General features: G+C 42.9%; 12 protein-coding genes. 5 read left to right on the plus strand and 7 right to left on the minus strand.

Annotated elements, in window-relative coordinates:
* Positions 1-9 precede the first annotated feature (9 nt).
* Positions 10-789, minus strand: coding sequence for a ribonuclease T (rnt, locus tag ACTXGK_RS18950; protein ID WP_443515583.1), 780 nt, complete (start codon positions 787-789; stop codon positions 10-12).
* A 164-nt stretch (positions 790-953) separates the two neighbouring features.
* On the minus strand, positions 954-2,024 hold the full coding sequence (pyrC, locus tag ACTXGK_RS18955; protein ID WP_443515582.1) for a dihydroorotase: 1,071 nt from the start codon (positions 2,022-2,024) through the stop codon (positions 954-956).
* Positions 2,025-2,317: 293 nt separating this feature from the next.
* Here pyrC and ACTXGK_RS18960 point away from each other — a divergent pair, with 293 nt between their 5' ends.
* The gene (locus ACTXGK_RS18960; protein WP_443515580.1) at positions 2,318-3,556 is read left to right on the plus strand and encodes an argininosuccinate synthase; all 1,239 of its coding nucleotides are present in this window, start codon (positions 2,318-2,320) and stop codon (positions 3,554-3,556) included.
* A 144-nt stretch (positions 3,557-3,700) separates the two neighbouring features.
* Here the strand turns inward: ACTXGK_RS18960 and ACTXGK_RS18965 are convergent, their stop codons facing one another.
* A complete protein-coding gene (locus ACTXGK_RS18965; protein ID WP_443515578.1) occupies positions 3,701-4,978 on the minus strand; it encodes a hypothetical protein in 1,278 nt (425 codons plus the stop codon).
* A gap of 141 nt (positions 4,979-5,119) precedes the next feature.
* On the opposite strand from ACTXGK_RS18965, the gene ACTXGK_RS18970 reads away from it, so the two are divergent.
* Complete coding sequence (locus ACTXGK_RS18970) at positions 5,120-5,635, plus strand: L,D-transpeptidase family protein (RefSeq protein ID WP_443515577.1); 516 nt, start codon at positions 5,120-5,122, stop codon at positions 5,633-5,635.
* A gap of 246 nt (positions 5,636-5,881) precedes the next feature.
* Here the strand turns inward: ACTXGK_RS18970 and ACTXGK_RS18975 are convergent, their stop codons facing one another.
* Together ACTXGK_RS18975 and ACTXGK_RS18980 are read right to left on the minus strand one after the other, a co-directional pair.
* Positions 5,882-7,468, minus strand: a complete 1,587-nt coding sequence (locus ACTXGK_RS18975; protein ID WP_443515575.1) for a CYTH and CHAD domain-containing protein — start codon at positions 7,466-7,468, stop codon at positions 5,882-5,884.
* Between the two features lie 153 nt (positions 7,469-7,621).
* Positions 7,622-9,208 carry an isocitrate lyase gene (locus ACTXGK_RS18980; protein WP_443515573.1) on the minus strand — a complete coding sequence of 529 codons (1,587 nt, stop codon included), beginning with the start codon at positions 9,206-9,208 and terminating at the stop codon, positions 7,622-7,624.
* 653 nt (positions 9,209-9,861) lie between these two features.
* Between ACTXGK_RS18980 and ACTXGK_RS18985 the strand changes: the two genes are divergently transcribed.
* Positions 9,862-10,851: a LysR family transcriptional regulator gene (locus ACTXGK_RS18985; RefSeq protein WP_058025743.1), complete on the plus strand. Its 990-nt coding sequence runs from the start codon at positions 9,862-9,864 to the stop codon at positions 10,849-10,851.
* A 367-nt stretch (positions 10,852-11,218) separates the two neighbouring features.
* Positions 11,219-12,592 carry an NAD-dependent succinate-semialdehyde dehydrogenase gene (locus ACTXGK_RS18990; RefSeq protein ID WP_443515571.1) on the plus strand — a complete coding sequence of 458 codons (1,374 nt, stop codon included), beginning with the start codon at positions 11,219-11,221 and terminating at the stop codon, positions 12,590-12,592.
* A gap of 174 nt (positions 12,593-12,766) precedes the next feature.
* Here ACTXGK_RS18990 and purN read toward each other — a convergent pair whose 3' ends face one another.
* Both purN and purM read right to left on the minus strand, forming a co-directional pair.
* A complete protein-coding gene (gene purN, locus ACTXGK_RS18995; protein WP_443515569.1) occupies positions 12,767-13,456 on the minus strand; it encodes a phosphoribosylglycinamide formyltransferase in 690 nt (229 codons plus the stop codon).
* The gene (gene purM / locus ACTXGK_RS19000) at positions 13,456-14,505 is read right to left on the minus strand and encodes a phosphoribosylformylglycinamidine cyclo-ligase (RefSeq protein ID WP_443515567.1); all 1,050 of its coding nucleotides are present in this window, start codon (positions 14,503-14,505) and stop codon (positions 13,456-13,458) included. The genes purN and purM overlap by 1 nt, the downstream gene beginning before the upstream one ends.
* A 323-nt stretch (positions 14,506-14,828) precedes the next feature.
* Between purM and ACTXGK_RS19005 the strand changes: the two genes are divergently transcribed.
* Positions 14,829-15,935 (plus strand): AI-2E family transporter, encoded by a 1,107-nt coding sequence (locus ACTXGK_RS19005; protein WP_443515565.1) that lies wholly within the window; start codon positions 14,829-14,831, stop codon positions 15,933-15,935.
* Positions 15,936-15,952: the final 17 nt, after the last annotated feature.

Here is a 15,952-nt window from a genome sequence, read left to right on the forward strand (position 1 = left end):
ATATGTGACTTATTTACTATCGTTATCAGCTGGCGCTTCTTTAGCCTCTTCATTGTGCATTGCATTAGCGAGCATAGGATAATTATTGAGTATGTGGCAGAACAGCTCGGCCGTCTTTTGAGTGTCATATAGTGCTGAGTGAGCATTTTTACCATCAAACTCGAGTCCGGCTGCCTTACATGCCCGTGCTAGTACAGTTTGTCCAAATGCCAGTGCAGACAAAGTCACGGTATCAAACACTGAAAAATTGTGAAAAGGATTGTGGTTCTTACTATTGGTACGTAGCACAGCTGCATTTAGAAATGCCAAATCGAAATGCGCGTTGTGTCCAATCAGAACACATTGACGGCACTCTTCTTCGCGGCGTACTTCTTTTAAGCCTTTAAAGATACGGCGAAGGGCCGTTTTTTCATCTTCAGCAATGGCTTTACGCATTGGGTTGTTAGGATCGATGCCAGTAAACGCAAGGGCACTGGGTTCTAAATTTGCACCCTCAAATGGCTCAACATGAGCATTGAATGCCTCACCTGAATAAAATACGCCATGCTCATCAAGTAGTACAGGGATGCAGGCGATTTCTAACAGCGCATCAGTTTGAGAGTTAAAACCCGCTGTCTCGACATCGACGACGACAGGCAAAAACTTACGAAACCGGTCTTTTAGACTCAAGGGTGTTTGTTCGTCGTCGCTCTTGTCTTCAGTAGCAGCACTTGGGATTACGTTCAAGTCATCATCCGTAGAATTTGAGACATCTGCGTCAGGCAAGGTTGCTGTATTTTGATTGGTCATATCAAGTTCAATCACTTTTATCAGTCGTGCTGGTATATGGAATTGCACATCATTATTTCATAACATCGATAACGCCTTTGCACTAAGGATGTTTAGTACAAAGGTATCATTGGCATTATAGAAAAAATAATAGGTTGCTTTGTCAGTGCTAGGCTGTGTGGCTACTAAACCTTAAGCGACCAAGGTAACGTTTCACCCGCCATAAGCGGCGTTAATGATGCACCATCAAAGTAAGGGTAGTCGTTCGGTACTTGCATAGGCGTGTTGACGAGTGTAATGGTACTCTCGTTTAGAGGTAGACCGTAGAACTGCGCGCCAAAACGACTGGCAAAGCCTTCTAGCTTGTCTATTTTGCCAACGCTATCAAAAGCAGTGGCATATAGCGGTAGGGCAGTTGCTGAACTATAGCAACCAGCACAGCCACAAGCGGCCTCTTTCTTGTCGGTAGCATGTGGCGCAGAGTCGGTACCCAAGAAGAATTTCGGATTACCACTCGTGGCCACATCCAACAGGACTTTTTGATGGCTTTCACGCTTCAAGATAGGTAAGCAATAAAAGTGCGGTTTGATACCACCAACCAATAAATGGTTGCGATTAAACATTAAATGCTGCGGGGTAATAGTGGCAGCAACATGGTTGCCTTGAGCCAATACAAAATCTGCTGCATCGCTGGTCGTTATATGCTCTACCACGATTTTTAATGTTGGAAATTTGACGATGATTTGCGCCAGTACTTCGTCTAAAAAGCGTTTTTCGCGATCAAAGATATCTATATGTTCTTGCGTCACTTCACCATGTATCAGTAGTGGTAAATTGTACTTTTCTAGTGCTTCAAACACATCGACACAGGCATTGATGTTGGTAACACCATCGGCAGAATTGGTGGTTGCTCCAGCAGGGTAAAGTTTGACCGCTTGTACGATGCCTGACTGTGCGGCCAATTCGATATCTTGAGCAGTGGTATTGTCCGTTAAGTATAAAGTCATACGTGGATCAAAGGCTGATTTTCGCTCAAGACTTAAATCGCTTGCTGCTAAACTTTCCATGATACGCGTGCGATAAGCCTGCGCATCATGTGCATTTTTGACTGGCGGCACAAGGTTTGGCATACAGATCACACGGTTAAAGCTACCTGCTGCGTGCGGTACGGTCGTGCTCAAAGCCTGCTCGTCGCGCAAGTGAATATGCCAATCATCTGGCTGAAGGATGGTTAATTCTCTAATCGAATCAGTCATAGTGTCAAAGCGCTCTATATCGTCAAATAAAGGAAAAAAAGAGGATAATACTGTGCGACTATCATAACAGATTTGCCCAGTTGACTAAATATAAGGCGAAATATCTGTACATAATTCATTGAGTATTATTTAACCCTTTTTAAGATTTAAGCCAAAAGCATACGCCTTATGGCAGTTAGACTTTTGCCTATAGTAAATATGATGTACACTGAGCAGGTAATTTCTTTTTAACTTGCTTTCGATTTGATCTTAGCGCGTTTACTAAAACTAAATTCTCATAACAGGAGTTTTTCATGGCTCAACTTGATCCAAAAAATATTAATAAAATCGTATTGGCATACTCAGGTGGTCTTGATACCTCAATCATCGCTAAATGGCTGCAAGAAACCTATGATGCGGAAGTGATCACCTTTACCGCTGATATCGGTCAAGGCGAAGAAGTTGAGCCAGCAAGAGCCAAAGCTCAAGCAATGGGTATCAAGCACATCCATATCGAAGATTTGCGCGAAGAGTTTGCCCGTGATTATGTATTCCCGATGTTCCGTGCCAATGCTATCTATGAAGGTGAGTATTTACTCGGTACGTCTATCGCCCGTCCACTAATCGCTAAGCGTTTGGTTGAGATTGCCAAAGAACACAATGCCGATGCCATCAGTCATGGCGCAACTGGTAAAGGTAATGACCAAGTTCGTTTTGAGCTAGGTGCTGTCGCTTTGTCACCAGACGTGGTAACGATTGCTCCTTGGCGTGAGTGGGATTTATCAAGCCGCGAAAGCTTGATGCAATATGCCGAAGAGCATGACATTGCTATCGATTATGCAGGCAATAAGAAAAAATCTCCTTATTCAATGGATGCCAACTTGCTACATATCTCTTATGAAGGTGGCGTTCTAGAAGAGCCGTATACCGAAGCAGAAGAAGACATGTGGCGCTGGTCTGTCAGCCCAGAAGAAGCGCCTGATGAAGCGCAATATCTAGAACTAGAATACAAGAAAGGTGACATCGTTGCTATCGATGGCGAAGCGCTAAAGCCTTATGAAGTAATGATTAAGCTGAATGAAATTGGCGGTAAACATGGTATCGGTCGTTTAGATATCGTTGAAAACCGTTATGTCGGCATGAAGTCACGTGGTTGTTACGAGACGCCAGCTGGCACGATTATGCTAAAAGCCCATCGCGGTATCGAGTCTCTAACGCTTGATCGCGAAGCCGCCCATCTAAAAGATGAGCTCATGCCACGTTATGCAAAAATCATCTACAATGGCTATTGGTTCAGCCCTGAGCGTATGATGCTACAGGCATTGATTGACAAATCACAAGAATACGTCAACGGTACGGTACGTGTAAAATTGTACAAAGGTGCTGTGAGCGTCGTCGGTCGTAAGTCAGATGATTCGCTATTCGACGAAAAAATCGCAACTTTCGAAGATGATGCGGGTGCTTACGATCAAAAAGACGCAGAAGGTTTTATCCGTCTAAATGGTCTACGTTTGGCTATCGAAGCTAGTCGTGGTCGAGATTTGTCTAAATAAGCATTTCGATTGTACGTAGTTAATTAAGTATTTAGCTCAATAGCAATAAAAAAGAGGCCTATATAAATAGCGCCTCTTTTTTTTATGGCTGATGCGTTTCTATCAAGACTCTGTTTTGAACATCATTTTATTAATCACATGTCTTTATTGAGCTTGTGCTGTCTCTGCCGTATTAGACTCTTCATCGTCCATTCTCACAATAGCGACATCTTGTTGCTGCCGCTCATCAGTGATATCTTGTTCCAATATCTCTTCGGTGGCGAGCACGACGCCATCAGACTTTTGCGATTGATATTTGAGAGTAGCAAGCGCCCCCAGTACACCAATGACAAGTATAATAATAAGAATGACAGGGTTTTTCCAAAGCGGTGTGGAAGCGTCATATTCTATCGGCTTTTCGCTCGTTGTCGCTGGCGTGTTGTCATTATTGCCACCGATTAATCCTAAGCTTACCAACGGCGGCTTTGGTGGATTGGCGGGTTCAGAGTTGATGCGCAGTCGGTTTCGGCTAAGATAGATATCAGAGATTTTCGCCAGCTGTAATAACCAGCGCTGATGTGGCAAAGCAATAGCGTGCATCTCTTCAAATACCAGCATGTCGTTATGACGACCCTGCGGCAAGTTATCCGGTGAGCGACCAATGGCTTTTAGGTAATTACCCGTTGCCAATTGCAAGTCTTGTACAGGTTCATGGTTTTTAGGTTCGAACCCTGTCAACTCGTACCAGTGGCTATCAAAAGGTGGCGGGGTGCTTGACAGCTGCTCAGCGTTTAATAGCTTGAGCTCTGCACTCTCTGTATGATTTTCCAAAGGTTCTTTGTCTTCTACAGACTCTGTCAGTGTGGCCGGCTCACTGTTAGCACGCTCTGATTTAAGAGTAGGCACTGCTTGCGTTTGCTCATCGCTAAAGCGTGCTGCGGACAAAAACTGTGGCTGTAGGGCAAACCATTTATTCATCTCGTCAGTATCGAGTTGACTGTATTCTGCCAAGATAGCCAATTCTCGAAGGACAATCACGCATAAAGAGGTGAGTAAGATTTGAACTTGCTGCGTTTTTGCATGAATATTTTCAGCAATATGATCACTGATTTTTATCACACGGGCGCTGTTATTAAAAACGGCGTCTGCCGCATCGTTTCGGTGATATAACGTCGCCTTAAGAGTCGCAAAATTCATGGAGTTGTATTGTCGTAACTCTTTGACAGCAGCACGTCCAAATAGCCTTTTGCTGAGTGCTTGTCCTTGATGTTGCTGCTGATAGGCAAGAAGTGCGCTCACAATAGCTTGTAAACTGGCATCCATTGCCAGCCTCGCTTGTGGCAACGAAAGCTGTGCGGCATCAGCCAAAAGTGGCAGCATAGGCTTGGTATCATGATATAAAAAATCATACATCGACACACGTGTCGGTGAAATAGTCGTCATAATCTGCTAGCATCAAAAAGTGTGCCTCTATATTACGGTGCCAAAAGCATTGACACAATCCCTTGATAATAGAAATTTTGAATCAGTTTTACCAATTACCTTAACAGTTATCTTATGGATGACTGATGGCGGGAAGCATTTATGACGAATAATGAAACTTTTAATAAGCATCTAGTGATTAACATTGCTAAGCAGACATTAACAATTTATAAGCAGCAAGCTGAGGTCACTGAATACACCGTCTCTACGGCAAAGAACGGCATCGGTAGTCAGCAAGATAGCGGCTGCACGCCTCTTGGTCAGCATAGTATTGCAAAAAAAATAGGTGGCAGTGAGCCTATGAATGCTGTGTTTGTGGGCCGTGTGCCAACTGGCGAGGTATATGATGCCGCTCTTGGCACGTTACATCCTAAACGTGATTGGATACTGAGCCGTATCCTTTGGTTGAGCGGTTTGGAAGAAGGCTCGAATAAAGGTAGCAACAGTCAAGGCGGCTGTGATACTTATGAGCGCTACATCTATATCCACGGCACACCAGATACTGAGCCGATGGGTATACCGCTTTCACATGGCTGTATACGTATGCGTAATACAGATATCGTGGAATTATTTGAGCAAGTCGAAGAGGGTATGCCAGTAATGATCGTTGCAGATTAACTAAGATTAATCGTACTCATTATTTCTAAAGCATATTTATTTATCGGTATTTGAGCCCAAAAAATCCGATGTTGGCTAAGGATGGTAGTGAAAGATATCAATATTGAACAATAAGATCAAAGTGAAAAAATAAAATGGTGTATCTATAAAAAAGGACAGCTTCATTGATAAAAGCTGTCCTTTTTACTAAGCAATGTATCTTTATCAAGGTATCTTTACCGAGGTATCTTTACTGGGTAATACGTTTTACCAAAATGTTGAGCTGTCTTTAAATTTGACCAAACGTGCTTCGATATAACTTGGGTCATCTGTGAGCATGGCAGCAAACCAACCTGCACCGTATAGGGCATTGGCATCTGTGGCCGATTTTAGGGCATAGAACTGTTGATATTGATTGTCATCATTGCGTTGCTCTAGCGCTATTTGCGCTTTTATCAGACGCTTTAACCAACGCTTGGTTTTCTTTTTGGCTTTTTTCTTACTTAACAAAGGCGCAGAGAACTCACTTATGTAGCGTAACGCTTTTAGGTGATCGCATAGTAGCGCTTCGTCCTGATTATCCTCAGAGATATCCGTATCAACATCTACATCATCGCTCACAATCTCGGTATCACTCACTTCATCAGTTTCTTTATCTGCTTTGAGGCACTTCTTATATTGTTTGGATAGAATTTTTGCTAGCTTGTCGAGAGCAAGTTTATCCGTTTGAGGCTCAATACTAGGGTCACTCATGGTAAAGGCAATCAGCTCTAGCAAGGTTAGCTGAAAGTCATTGGCTTGCAGCGTATTGATCGGTGTGATTTTTATATCTTCGATATCTGTCGTCCAGTCAACAGCAGGCGCACCAAGTGCCTGTAGCTCAGGTTCGATATAGGCCTCGATATGAGCGAGTTGGTAATAATTGTCAAGCAACGTCGAGGTTTGCTTTAGTATCGGTAGCCATTCTGGGTTGATTTCATCGGAAAATTCAGCAAATGCTGTTAATGCAGCTTGCATACGATCAATACCGATGCGTGTTTGCAAAATATGCTCGTGATCAATACTTCCAGCGACGATAGCACTACTATTTGGTAATATTTGTAATAAACAGTTGTGTACGGCTGCTCGTATAAAGGCGGGCATGCTACTGTCTTTGTTCACATCTAGTTGGCTAAGGTCAGCGCTAACCGCTGGACTGTGGTTCTGTCCATTGATGAGCAAGCCACCGTTCTCAGCTTTGGTCACGGTAGATAGACACAGCTTGTAGCGTTTGCACCATGTTTTGGCTGTCGTAAATAAAAAATCTATATCTCCTGACACCAATTCGAACTCTATCTCCTGAATGGTTTTTCGCTGAGAGTCGTCAGTACCATGGATAATTTCTCCATGATCGTAAGCCATCTCGATACAACTATCAGTTTCATCATCATTATCTTCTGTGAGCAATCGAGTGGTGCGCTCGACATCGGTGACATAGAGTCGTGTTAGGTTTTTTGATAACTTTTTGAGTTTAAAGTCAGCCAGTGCAGAGGCGATGGAAGTTTCTGCATATATCGTCAAATCAGGCATTAGCTCGTTATTATCAAGCATTTCCTGTACTTGTTTGTCGTCTAACACAGCATTGTGCTCCAAACGAGCGGCAATGCCATCGCCACCAGCTTTGATGGTTTGTACCCAAGTATCGCCTTCTTTGCGAATACGCAGACCGATACCTGCCTGTGCAAGTTGTTGGTCAGGGGTATCGTAATAGTGTGCAGCCAGTGGTGTCACTTGTGAGGATTTAACTTTTGCTTGACGCATTAAACCCTTTAGACGTGACTCTGGTACCAAAAACTTCAGCTCTATCTCTTGCATATTGGCTCCTAATAATTCTGACTGATGGCTTTGATTTAACTTTTGCTTGATAATTATTAGTCTACCACTCTCTGATTATTTAAACCGCAATAAAAAAGCCGCCCTACATTATGTAGGGCGGCTTTTTGATAAATGCTGCTAGTCTGTCGGTTATTAGAACTGGTTCATCGTGTTCTTGCCGCCGCCAGCTTTCAGTGCGTTATCGCCTGAGAAGATTTCTTTGTGATCATCGCCAAGGTCAGAACCAGCCATTGCTTGGTGCTTAACACAAGAGATGCCTTCACGGATTTCTTTACGTTGTACGCCAGCTGCATAAGCAAGCATGCCTTCTTCACCGAAATAGCCTTTAGCAAGTTCATGAACGCTAAGAGCAGTAGTGTGGTAAGTCGGTAGCGTGATTAAGTGATGGAATACACCAGCTTCACGTGACGCATCACGTTGGAAGTTCTTAGCGGCTACGTCAGCTGCTGCATCAAGTTCAGTACCGTCATAATCAGCACTCATCAAGTCGTCTTTATTGTATGCAGAGATGTCTTTGCCCTCGGTTTCCCACTGTGCGATAACTTGCTTACGGAAGTTAAGCGTCCAGTTGAACGATGGGCTGTTGTTGTATACAAGCTTCGCTTTAGGCTGTTGCTCTTTGATACGGTCAACCATTGATTTGATGTGTGCAACGTCTGGAGTCGGTGTTTCGATCCATAGTAGGTCAGCACCGTTTTCTAGAGCAGTTACACAGTCAAGTACAACGCGGTCAATGTTAGTCTCTTCACGGAACTGATATAGGCCGTTAGGTAGACGAACTGGGCGTACTAGTTTACCGTTGTGCTTAAGTAAGCTGTCGTTTTCTTTGGCATCTTCAAGAGATACTTCTTCCATTTCGATGAAATCAATGTATTTAGAAGCAAGATCGCCTGGCTCATTTGATACTGGGATTTTTTGCGTGAGTGATGCGCCCTCAGAGTCAGTACGAGCAACGATAACGCCGTCTTCAACACCAAGCTCTAAGAATGCATAACGAATAGCGTTTAGCTTAGAGATGAAGTCTTCATGCGGTACGGTGACTTTACCAGCCTGGTGACCACATTGCTTAGCGTCAGATACTTGGTTTTCAACCTGAATGGCACAAGCACCAGCTTCGATCATTTGCTTGGTCAATAGGTAAGTCGCTTCTTCGTTACCGAAACCTGCATCGATATCTGCAATGATTGGCACAACATGTGAATCAAAGTTTTCGATTTTTTCTAGGATAGCTGAGGTGTCTTGACCCGCTTCTTCAGCAGCGTTTAGCTCACGGAAGTAGTCGTTCAATACTTTAGCATCAGCTTGACGTAAGAAAGTGTAGATTTCTTCGATTAGCTTAGGCACTGATGTTTTTTCGTGCATAGATTGGTCAGGTAGTGGACCAAACTCAGAACGTAACGCCGCTACCATCCAACCTGAAAGATAGATATAAGTTTTAGAGGTAGTGCCGAAGTATTTTTTCTTAGCATACATGGTTTGCTGTGCCACAAAACCATGCCACGCACCTAGAGACTGTGTGTACTGAGACGTATCATTGTCATAATCTTCCATGTCTTGACGCATGATTTTTGCAGTATACTTTGCGATATCCAAGCCCGTTTTGAAACGGTTTTGTGACATCATACGTGCGGCATCAGTTTCGCTAATGTTCTGCCAGTTGCCGTGCTTTTGCTTTAATTCACGTACTAGTTCGATCGCTGATTTATATGCAGTTGACATCTATAGTCTCCTTGGTAGGGTGTAAAAAATAATAAATTGAGCGTTAAAATAATAATTTGTGTTGTCAATAAATTCGGTAGTGGTGGTATCAATACCTCGTAAAGGTCTTCTTTACCCTAAACAAACCTGTGCATGAATACAAGAAGATTGCTGAACTCAGCAGTTGACAAATAATTGCTGATTTATAGTGCTGATTCAGCTTGTCCACGTCTATCAAAGATGTTTGAGCATTTAATAAACAGCGTTGTCATAATTAGCAACAAGAGATGTTACAATTATACTGACACTTGGTAGTGTTTCACTGTCGAGATAAACCGTTACTATACTATTTAACTATGTTGTTTTTTGGACGATAACCCGTTCATAAAACTCAGGTTTGTGGTTTGTACCGCAAATCCTTCATGGAACTCACTATAACTGCCTTACCAAGATTTATCTAATTTATGATACTTATCTTTAGTATTTTTATAGGTTATAATGTAGTTATAACAGTATCTTATGGTGATGAAATTGAGTTATGCTGAGTATCTTTTGCGGTAAAACCAATAAAAATTCGCAAAATTATGCTGTCCTAGATCGAAAATCACCATTTCAGCACTGATAATACCAAGCGTGCCGTAGTGCTTATCTTTTAAAAGCTAAGAGAAATACATATGAATTTGCAGCGGGTTGATTTAAATTTATTAGTCCATCTAGATGTGTTGTTACGAGAAAAAAACGTCACTCGCGCAGCTGAGCAGCTTGGTATCACCCAGCCTGCCATGAGCAATATTTTGCGCCGTCTGCGTAAGTTATTTAATGATCCGTTGCTGGTGCGCTCCTCTGAAGGGATGACACCGACTGAGCGCGCCCTTGAGTTGCAGCCACGCATCCGTGAGATACTTGCAGATTTGACTCAAGTACTAGAGCCACGCACTGAATTCCGTCCTTATAGTACGTCACGCGTCTTTCGTATTATGACGTCAGATTATGCTGAGGCGACTTTGGTGCCGAAGCTAGTGAAGGCGTTACGTTCAGAAGCACCCAACGTCATTTTGGATTTTTTGACACCATCAGATGTCTCTTATCGCGATATGGAACAGGGGCGTGTTGATTTGGCGATCAATCGTTTTAATGAGATACCACAAAGCTTTCATCAGGTTTTGGTATGGCGTGATACATTTAGTTGTTTGCTATCGTCTGAAAGTCCTTATGCCAATCGTTTTAATCTGAAAAACTACCTTAAAGCACAGCACGTATGGGTATCTAAAACAGGGATGGGCGTGGGTTTTGGGGTCAACCCAGAAAAATCAGGCGGCCTAGGCTCGATTGATCAGGCATTACAACGTTTGGGCCAAAAACGCCAAATTAGTGTCTTCACCCGCCACTATCAGATGCCAGCCATGCTTGCCGCAAATAAAGATTTGATAGCAACATTGCCAACCCGTGTGGCAAGAATGCAGGCCAATAACGACAGTATCATGATGGAAGAGCCGCCATTTTTTATTCCTGAGTTTGAGCTGACCATGGCATGGTCACCATTGCTACAGCACCATCCTGCTCACCGTTGGTTGCGTCAATTAATCATGCATGTGGCACGGCAAGTAGTGGCTGAGGAAGAAAATCCACCACAAGAAATACCTGTCATTAATCACTTGTTTTAATGAGAGTTTTTATAAAGTAGTAAGTATTTTATAGTAAGTAATTAGCTTACTTTGAATATTACTGTTTAACCTTTATTTGGTATATTCAACAAACCAAACCAGCCACTAGGCTGGTTTTTTTTGTTTAGTATTGCTATGTAGTCTTATTCAATATTTAGCCATTCTTAATAAGATAGTCACACTATTAACATCTTCAACACACTTCACAATATATTGTAAAACTCTTCGCCAAATACCTTGTTATGATAGGTGCAGATAGAAAACAACTTATCGATTCATTTATTAAATTGTCCTATCGATGTAACACCAAATAATTAAAAGTGACAATAATACTAAATACATAAAATCAAATAATAAGGACATCCATATGTCAGATATTACTACTGTTAACCCAGCAACGGGCGAAGATATTAAAAGTTATGATTACATGAGCAACGACGAAGTTAACAAGATTGTTGATGCGTCACATAATGCATTTTTAGAATGGCGTACTGTGAGCCACGAAGAACGTGGTCGTGTCATTAAGTCTATCGGTGACAAGCTGATGGAGTACAAAGAAGAGCTGTCTAAGCTTATGACCGAAGAGCGCGGTAAGCTATATGGTCAAAGTCAGCAAGAAGTAGATCTTTGCAAAGCGATTTGTGACTATACGTCTGAAAATGGTGTCGCTGCGCTTGCAGATGATGAGCGAGATATCGAAAACATGAAAAAAGGTATCGTCACTTATCAGCCAATCGGCGTCATCTATGGTATGCAGCCTTGGAACTTCCCAGCATATCAAGTATTCCGTTATGCCATTGCCAATTTGATGGCAGGTAACAGCGTTCTGCTTAAACATGCAGCAAACGTCACAGGTTCTGGCTTATTGATCGAGAAAATATTCCATGAGTCTGAACTGCCAAATGATTTGTTCCGTACGATTTTGATTGATCATGATCAATCAGAAAAACTGATCGAAAATGACAAAGTACGTGGTGTAACGCTCACAGGTAGTGATGATGCTGGTCGTATTGTTGGTCAACAAGCAGCCAAAGCAATCAAAAAATCAGTACTAGAGCTCGGTTCAAATGACGCCTTTATCGTACTAGAAGACGCCGATATAGAAACCGCTGTAGAAACCTGTACCCAAGCCCGTTTAATTAATAACGGTGAAACTTGCGTAGCAGCGAAACGCTTCATTGTCGTTGATAGCGTCTATGATGAATTCCGTAAGCGTATCGTAGAGAAGTTTGAAGGTACAAAATCTGGCGACCCAATGGATGACAGCTCAGACATCGGTCCATTAGCGCGCAAAGATTTGCAAGAAAAACTGCATGAGCAAGTGGAAGAGAGTTTGAAAAAAGGCGCGACGATAGCCGTTGGTGGTCAATTACCAGAAGGCAAAAGCAGTTATTATCCAGCGACTATCCTAGAGAACGTTGAGAAAGGCCAGCCTGCTTATGACGACGAGCTGTTTGGTCCAGTAGCCTCGCTCATTCGTGCCAAAGACCAAGACGATGCGATGCGCATTGCGAACGACAGCCGTTATGGCCTAGGTGGCGCTATCTTCTCAAAAGATGAAGAAAAAGCGATTCGCCTAGCCAGTGAGCAATTTGATACTGGTATGGTGTATATCAATGGTTACGGTCTTGCCAATCCTGCACTGCCATTTGGTGGTGTGAAGAACTCAGGTTATGGTCGTGAGCATGGTGGATTTGGTATCAAAGAGTTTGTAAACATTAAAGCAGTACATGTATTTTAAGAAGATAGAAATTTATCATGAATGACCATTTATACTCTTTTATAGGTGGTCACTAAATAAGAAAAGCCCAGCTACTCACTGTGAGTAACTGGGCTTTTTGTTGTTTTATACCATAAAAAATGGCTTAAACAACCAAAGGTTTTATCTGTCTATATGTTATGCATCACTTATATTCTATGAAGTGATAAATAATTGCAAAGGTAGGGTTGGTAGGTATTGATTAGCTTGTGAAGTGCTTTCGGCTTCAAGTGACAAGACGCTTTTTGCCAGCAGCAATATCGTCCACGGTAAAAGCTTATGCTCTAGCTTCTGTACCCGTGACTGTAAGCTCTCTGCTGTATCGTTGATATCGACACTCAGTACGGCTTGGGTCAATACCTGACCTGCATCCAGCTCCGCTGTCACCTTGTGAATACTACAGCCATGATAGCGATCACCTGCTTGCAATACTCGCTGATGCGTATCTAGGCCTTTATAAACTGGCAGTAGAGAAGGGTGTAAGTTAATCATTGGGGCAGGCGCATTATCGATAAATGAGCCACTCAATACACGCATGAAACCAGCCAAAACGATCAGATCAGGTTGCCATGCGACAAGCTGTTCGTTGGCATGAGCTTCAAAGGTCTTAATGCCCATACGTTTGCCACTCGCAACATGTGACAATACTGCAACTGGAATATTGGCATCTTTAGCACGTGTCAACGCATAAGCGTCTTCACGGTTACTAATGACACCAACGATCTCAATCGGTAGCGCACCTGCTTGCATGGCATCTATGAGCACTTGCAGGTTGCTACCACTTCCTGAGACCAAAACGGCAATGCGTAATGGCTTGATAGGTTGGCTTGTTTTATCAACTGACATTAACGGTATACCACGGCATCGGCTTCACGTTTAACCATTTCGCCAAGTTGCCAAGCGTTCTCACCAGCGTCAGTCAATGTCTTGATCGTTGCTTCAGCTTTATCTTTAGGCACCACGATGACAAAACCAACGCCGCAGTTAAAGGTACGGTACATCTCACTTTGTTCAATATTGCCTTGAGTTTGTAACCAAGTGAATAGTTCTGAAAACTGCCAGCTGCTGGTATCGATGCTAGCAGCTAGGTCATCAGGTAGTACACGTGGCAAGTTGTCAGTGAGACCGCCACCTGTGATGTGTGACATAGCATGAAGCGCTGAGCTACCAAGGGTATCTTGCAATGCCTTGATTGCTTTAACATAGATACGAGTAGGGGCCATCAAGGCATCTTGAATAGGTTGACCATCTAGTTGCTCGTCGCTACTCGTAACATCCACACCGCTAACTTCGATCACTTTACGTACCAGTGAGTAGCCATTTGAGTGTGCGCCACTTGAAGCCAGTGCAATCAGGACATCGCCTTCGGCAACGTTGTCACCAGTCACGACCTCGCTTTCTTCAACCACGCCCACACAAAATCCAGCGAGGTCATAATCGTCGTCTTGATACATACCTGGCATTTCAGCAGTTTCACCGCCGATAAGCGCACAGTTAGCAAGTTTACAACCATCGCCAATACCAGTGACCACAGTCGCAGCTACATCAACATCCAGCTTGCCTGTTGCGTAGTAATCTAAGAAAAATAGTGGCTCTGCACCGCAAACCAACAAATCATTGACACACATCGCGACCAAATCAATACCGATGGTATCGTGACGATTGAGCTGTAATGCCAATTTTAGTTTGGTGCCCACACCATCAGTACCAGACACCAATAACGGAGAAGTGTAACCTGTTGGGATACGGCATAACGCACCAAAACCGCCAAGTCCACCCACGACTTCAGGACGAGTAGTGGCTTTTGCAACGGACTTGATTCGCTGAACCAAAGCATCACCTGCATCGATATCAACGCCGGCGTCTTTGTAGCTTAAAGAAGGCTTGTCACTCATAGTCATCTCACAGTTGGGGATAGATAATTGGAATTAAAAAGTAAGGGAGTCAATCACGCTAAAATCAGCGAGATAAAGTTTAAAGGCAAAGTTTAAAGATAGTGCGCGCATTATACCCAAAAACAGACCGTACTCGCAAAGCAACTTGCCAATATTTGGCTAAGATTTGCATTAAGTGGTAAATAAGCGGTTAAGAAACAAAAAATGACTGATTTTTTGTTGTACTCTGCGATAATAAAACGCTAAATTTACGACTCCTGACGGCTCAAGTACCGCAATTTTTGTCACTATCTCAAATCAGCCCACGTATAGGATTACTTATCATGATGAACCAACCAATCGACCCTTTTTTCAGACGTTTATTTATCGTCGTCGCTTTGGTTGTGGCGCTGTTCCTTCTCTACCTGATGATACCAGTCATTGTGCCGTTTATATTTGCTTTTATGCTGGCTTACTTGTTCAATCCTTTGGTAAAGCGATTGTCAAAACATCTCAGACGTTGGATTGCAATTATTATTGTTTACTCTACCATCACTGTAGGGATGGCGCTGTTGCTCTGGTGGTTGGTACCGACATTGTGGCATCAGCTACAAGCCGCTTGGGAGTATCTACCTAAGATATCTAGCTGGTATAACCAAGTAGTACGAGAGTGGTTCAACAGCAATACTCGCTTTCAATTGCCTGTGTTAGAGTCTAAGGATTTTTCTGAGACGCTGGTCGAGTATATGCAAACGAATTATAAGTTTGCTGATGCCAGTACCATGATGAGCCAAGTACTGACTTCAAGTATGAACTTTATTAACAGTGCAGGACTGATCGTGTTGGTGCCAATCTTAACGTTTTATTTTTTGTTCAATTGGGATCAGCGTTTACAGACGTGGAAAATGGCGATACCGGGAGCATACTGCAAACAAGTCATTGGCATCGCCAAAGAGTGCGATCAGGCATTGATGGCATTTATCAAAGGCCAGCTATTGGTGATGGTGCTACTGGGTGCTATTTATGCAATACAGCTGCAGCTTATTGGACTAGAGCTTGGACTTATCATTGGTATGGTGGCTGGTATTGCTAGCTTTGTGCCTTACTTGGGTTTTGGTATTGGATTTGTGGCCGCTATCATCGCCTGCTTGTTTCAGTTTGGATTGGATTGGACCTACCTGTTATTGGTCGTTGGGGCATTTTTAGTCGGACAAGCCGCAGAAGGTTATATTCTGCAGCCGCTACTATTAGGTGATAAGATTGGTTTATCACCATTATGGGTTATCTTTGCGGTATTGGCAGGCGCCAGTCTATTGGGTTTTGTGGGTATGTTAATCGCGCTACCGGTCTCTGCTGTCTTGAATGTATTGTTCCGTCACTTGTATGCATATTATCGCACGACAGATTTTTATAAAGGTCGTAAACAACTGCTATTGTTTGAGAAGAAGTAAATATTCTATTATTGAAT

Source organism: Psychrobacter sp. T6-5, assembly GCF_052258485.2.
Taxonomy (GTDB): Bacteria; Pseudomonadota; Gammaproteobacteria; order Pseudomonadales; family Moraxellaceae; genus Psychrobacter.

Coding starts and splice junctions, on each gene's coding strand:
- rnt (WP_443515583.1), bottom strand. CDS start 789: ATGACCAATCAAAATACAGCAACCTTGCCTGACGCAGATGTCTCAAAT.
- pyrC (WP_443515582.1), bottom strand. CDS start 2,024: ATGACTGATTCGATTAGAGAATTAACCATCCTTCAGCCAGATGATTGG.
- ACTXGK_RS18960 (WP_443515580.1), top strand. CDS start 2,318: ATGGCTCAACTTGATCCAAAAAATATTAATAAAATCGTATTGGCATAC.
- ACTXGK_RS18965 (WP_443515578.1), bottom strand. CDS start 4,978: ATGACGACTATTTCACCGACACGTGTGTCGATGTATGATTTTTTATAT.
- ACTXGK_RS18970 (WP_443515577.1), top strand. CDS start 5,120: ATGACGAATAATGAAACTTTTAATAAGCATCTAGTGATTAACATTGCT.
- ACTXGK_RS18975 (WP_443515575.1), bottom strand. CDS start 7,468: ATGCAAGAGATAGAGCTGAAGTTTTTGGTACCAGAGTCACGTCTAAAG.
- ACTXGK_RS18980 (WP_443515573.1), bottom strand. CDS start 9,208: ATGTCAACTGCATATAAATCAGCGATCGAACTAGTACGTGAATTAAAG.
- ACTXGK_RS18985 (WP_058025743.1), top strand. CDS start 9,862: ATGAATTTGCAGCGGGTTGATTTAAATTTATTAGTCCATCTAGATGTG.
- ACTXGK_RS18990 (WP_443515571.1), top strand. CDS start 11,219: ATGTCAGATATTACTACTGTTAACCCAGCAACGGGCGAAGATATTAAA.
- purN (WP_443515569.1), bottom strand. CDS start 13,456: ATGTCAGTTGATAAAACAAGCCAACCTATCAAGCCATTACGCATTGCC.
- purM (WP_443515567.1), bottom strand. CDS start 14,505: ATGAGTGACAAGCCTTCTTTAAGCTACAAAGACGCCGGCGTTGATATC.
- ACTXGK_RS19005 (WP_443515565.1), top strand. CDS start 14,829: ATGATGAACCAACCAATCGACCCTTTTTTCAGACGTTTATTTATCGTC.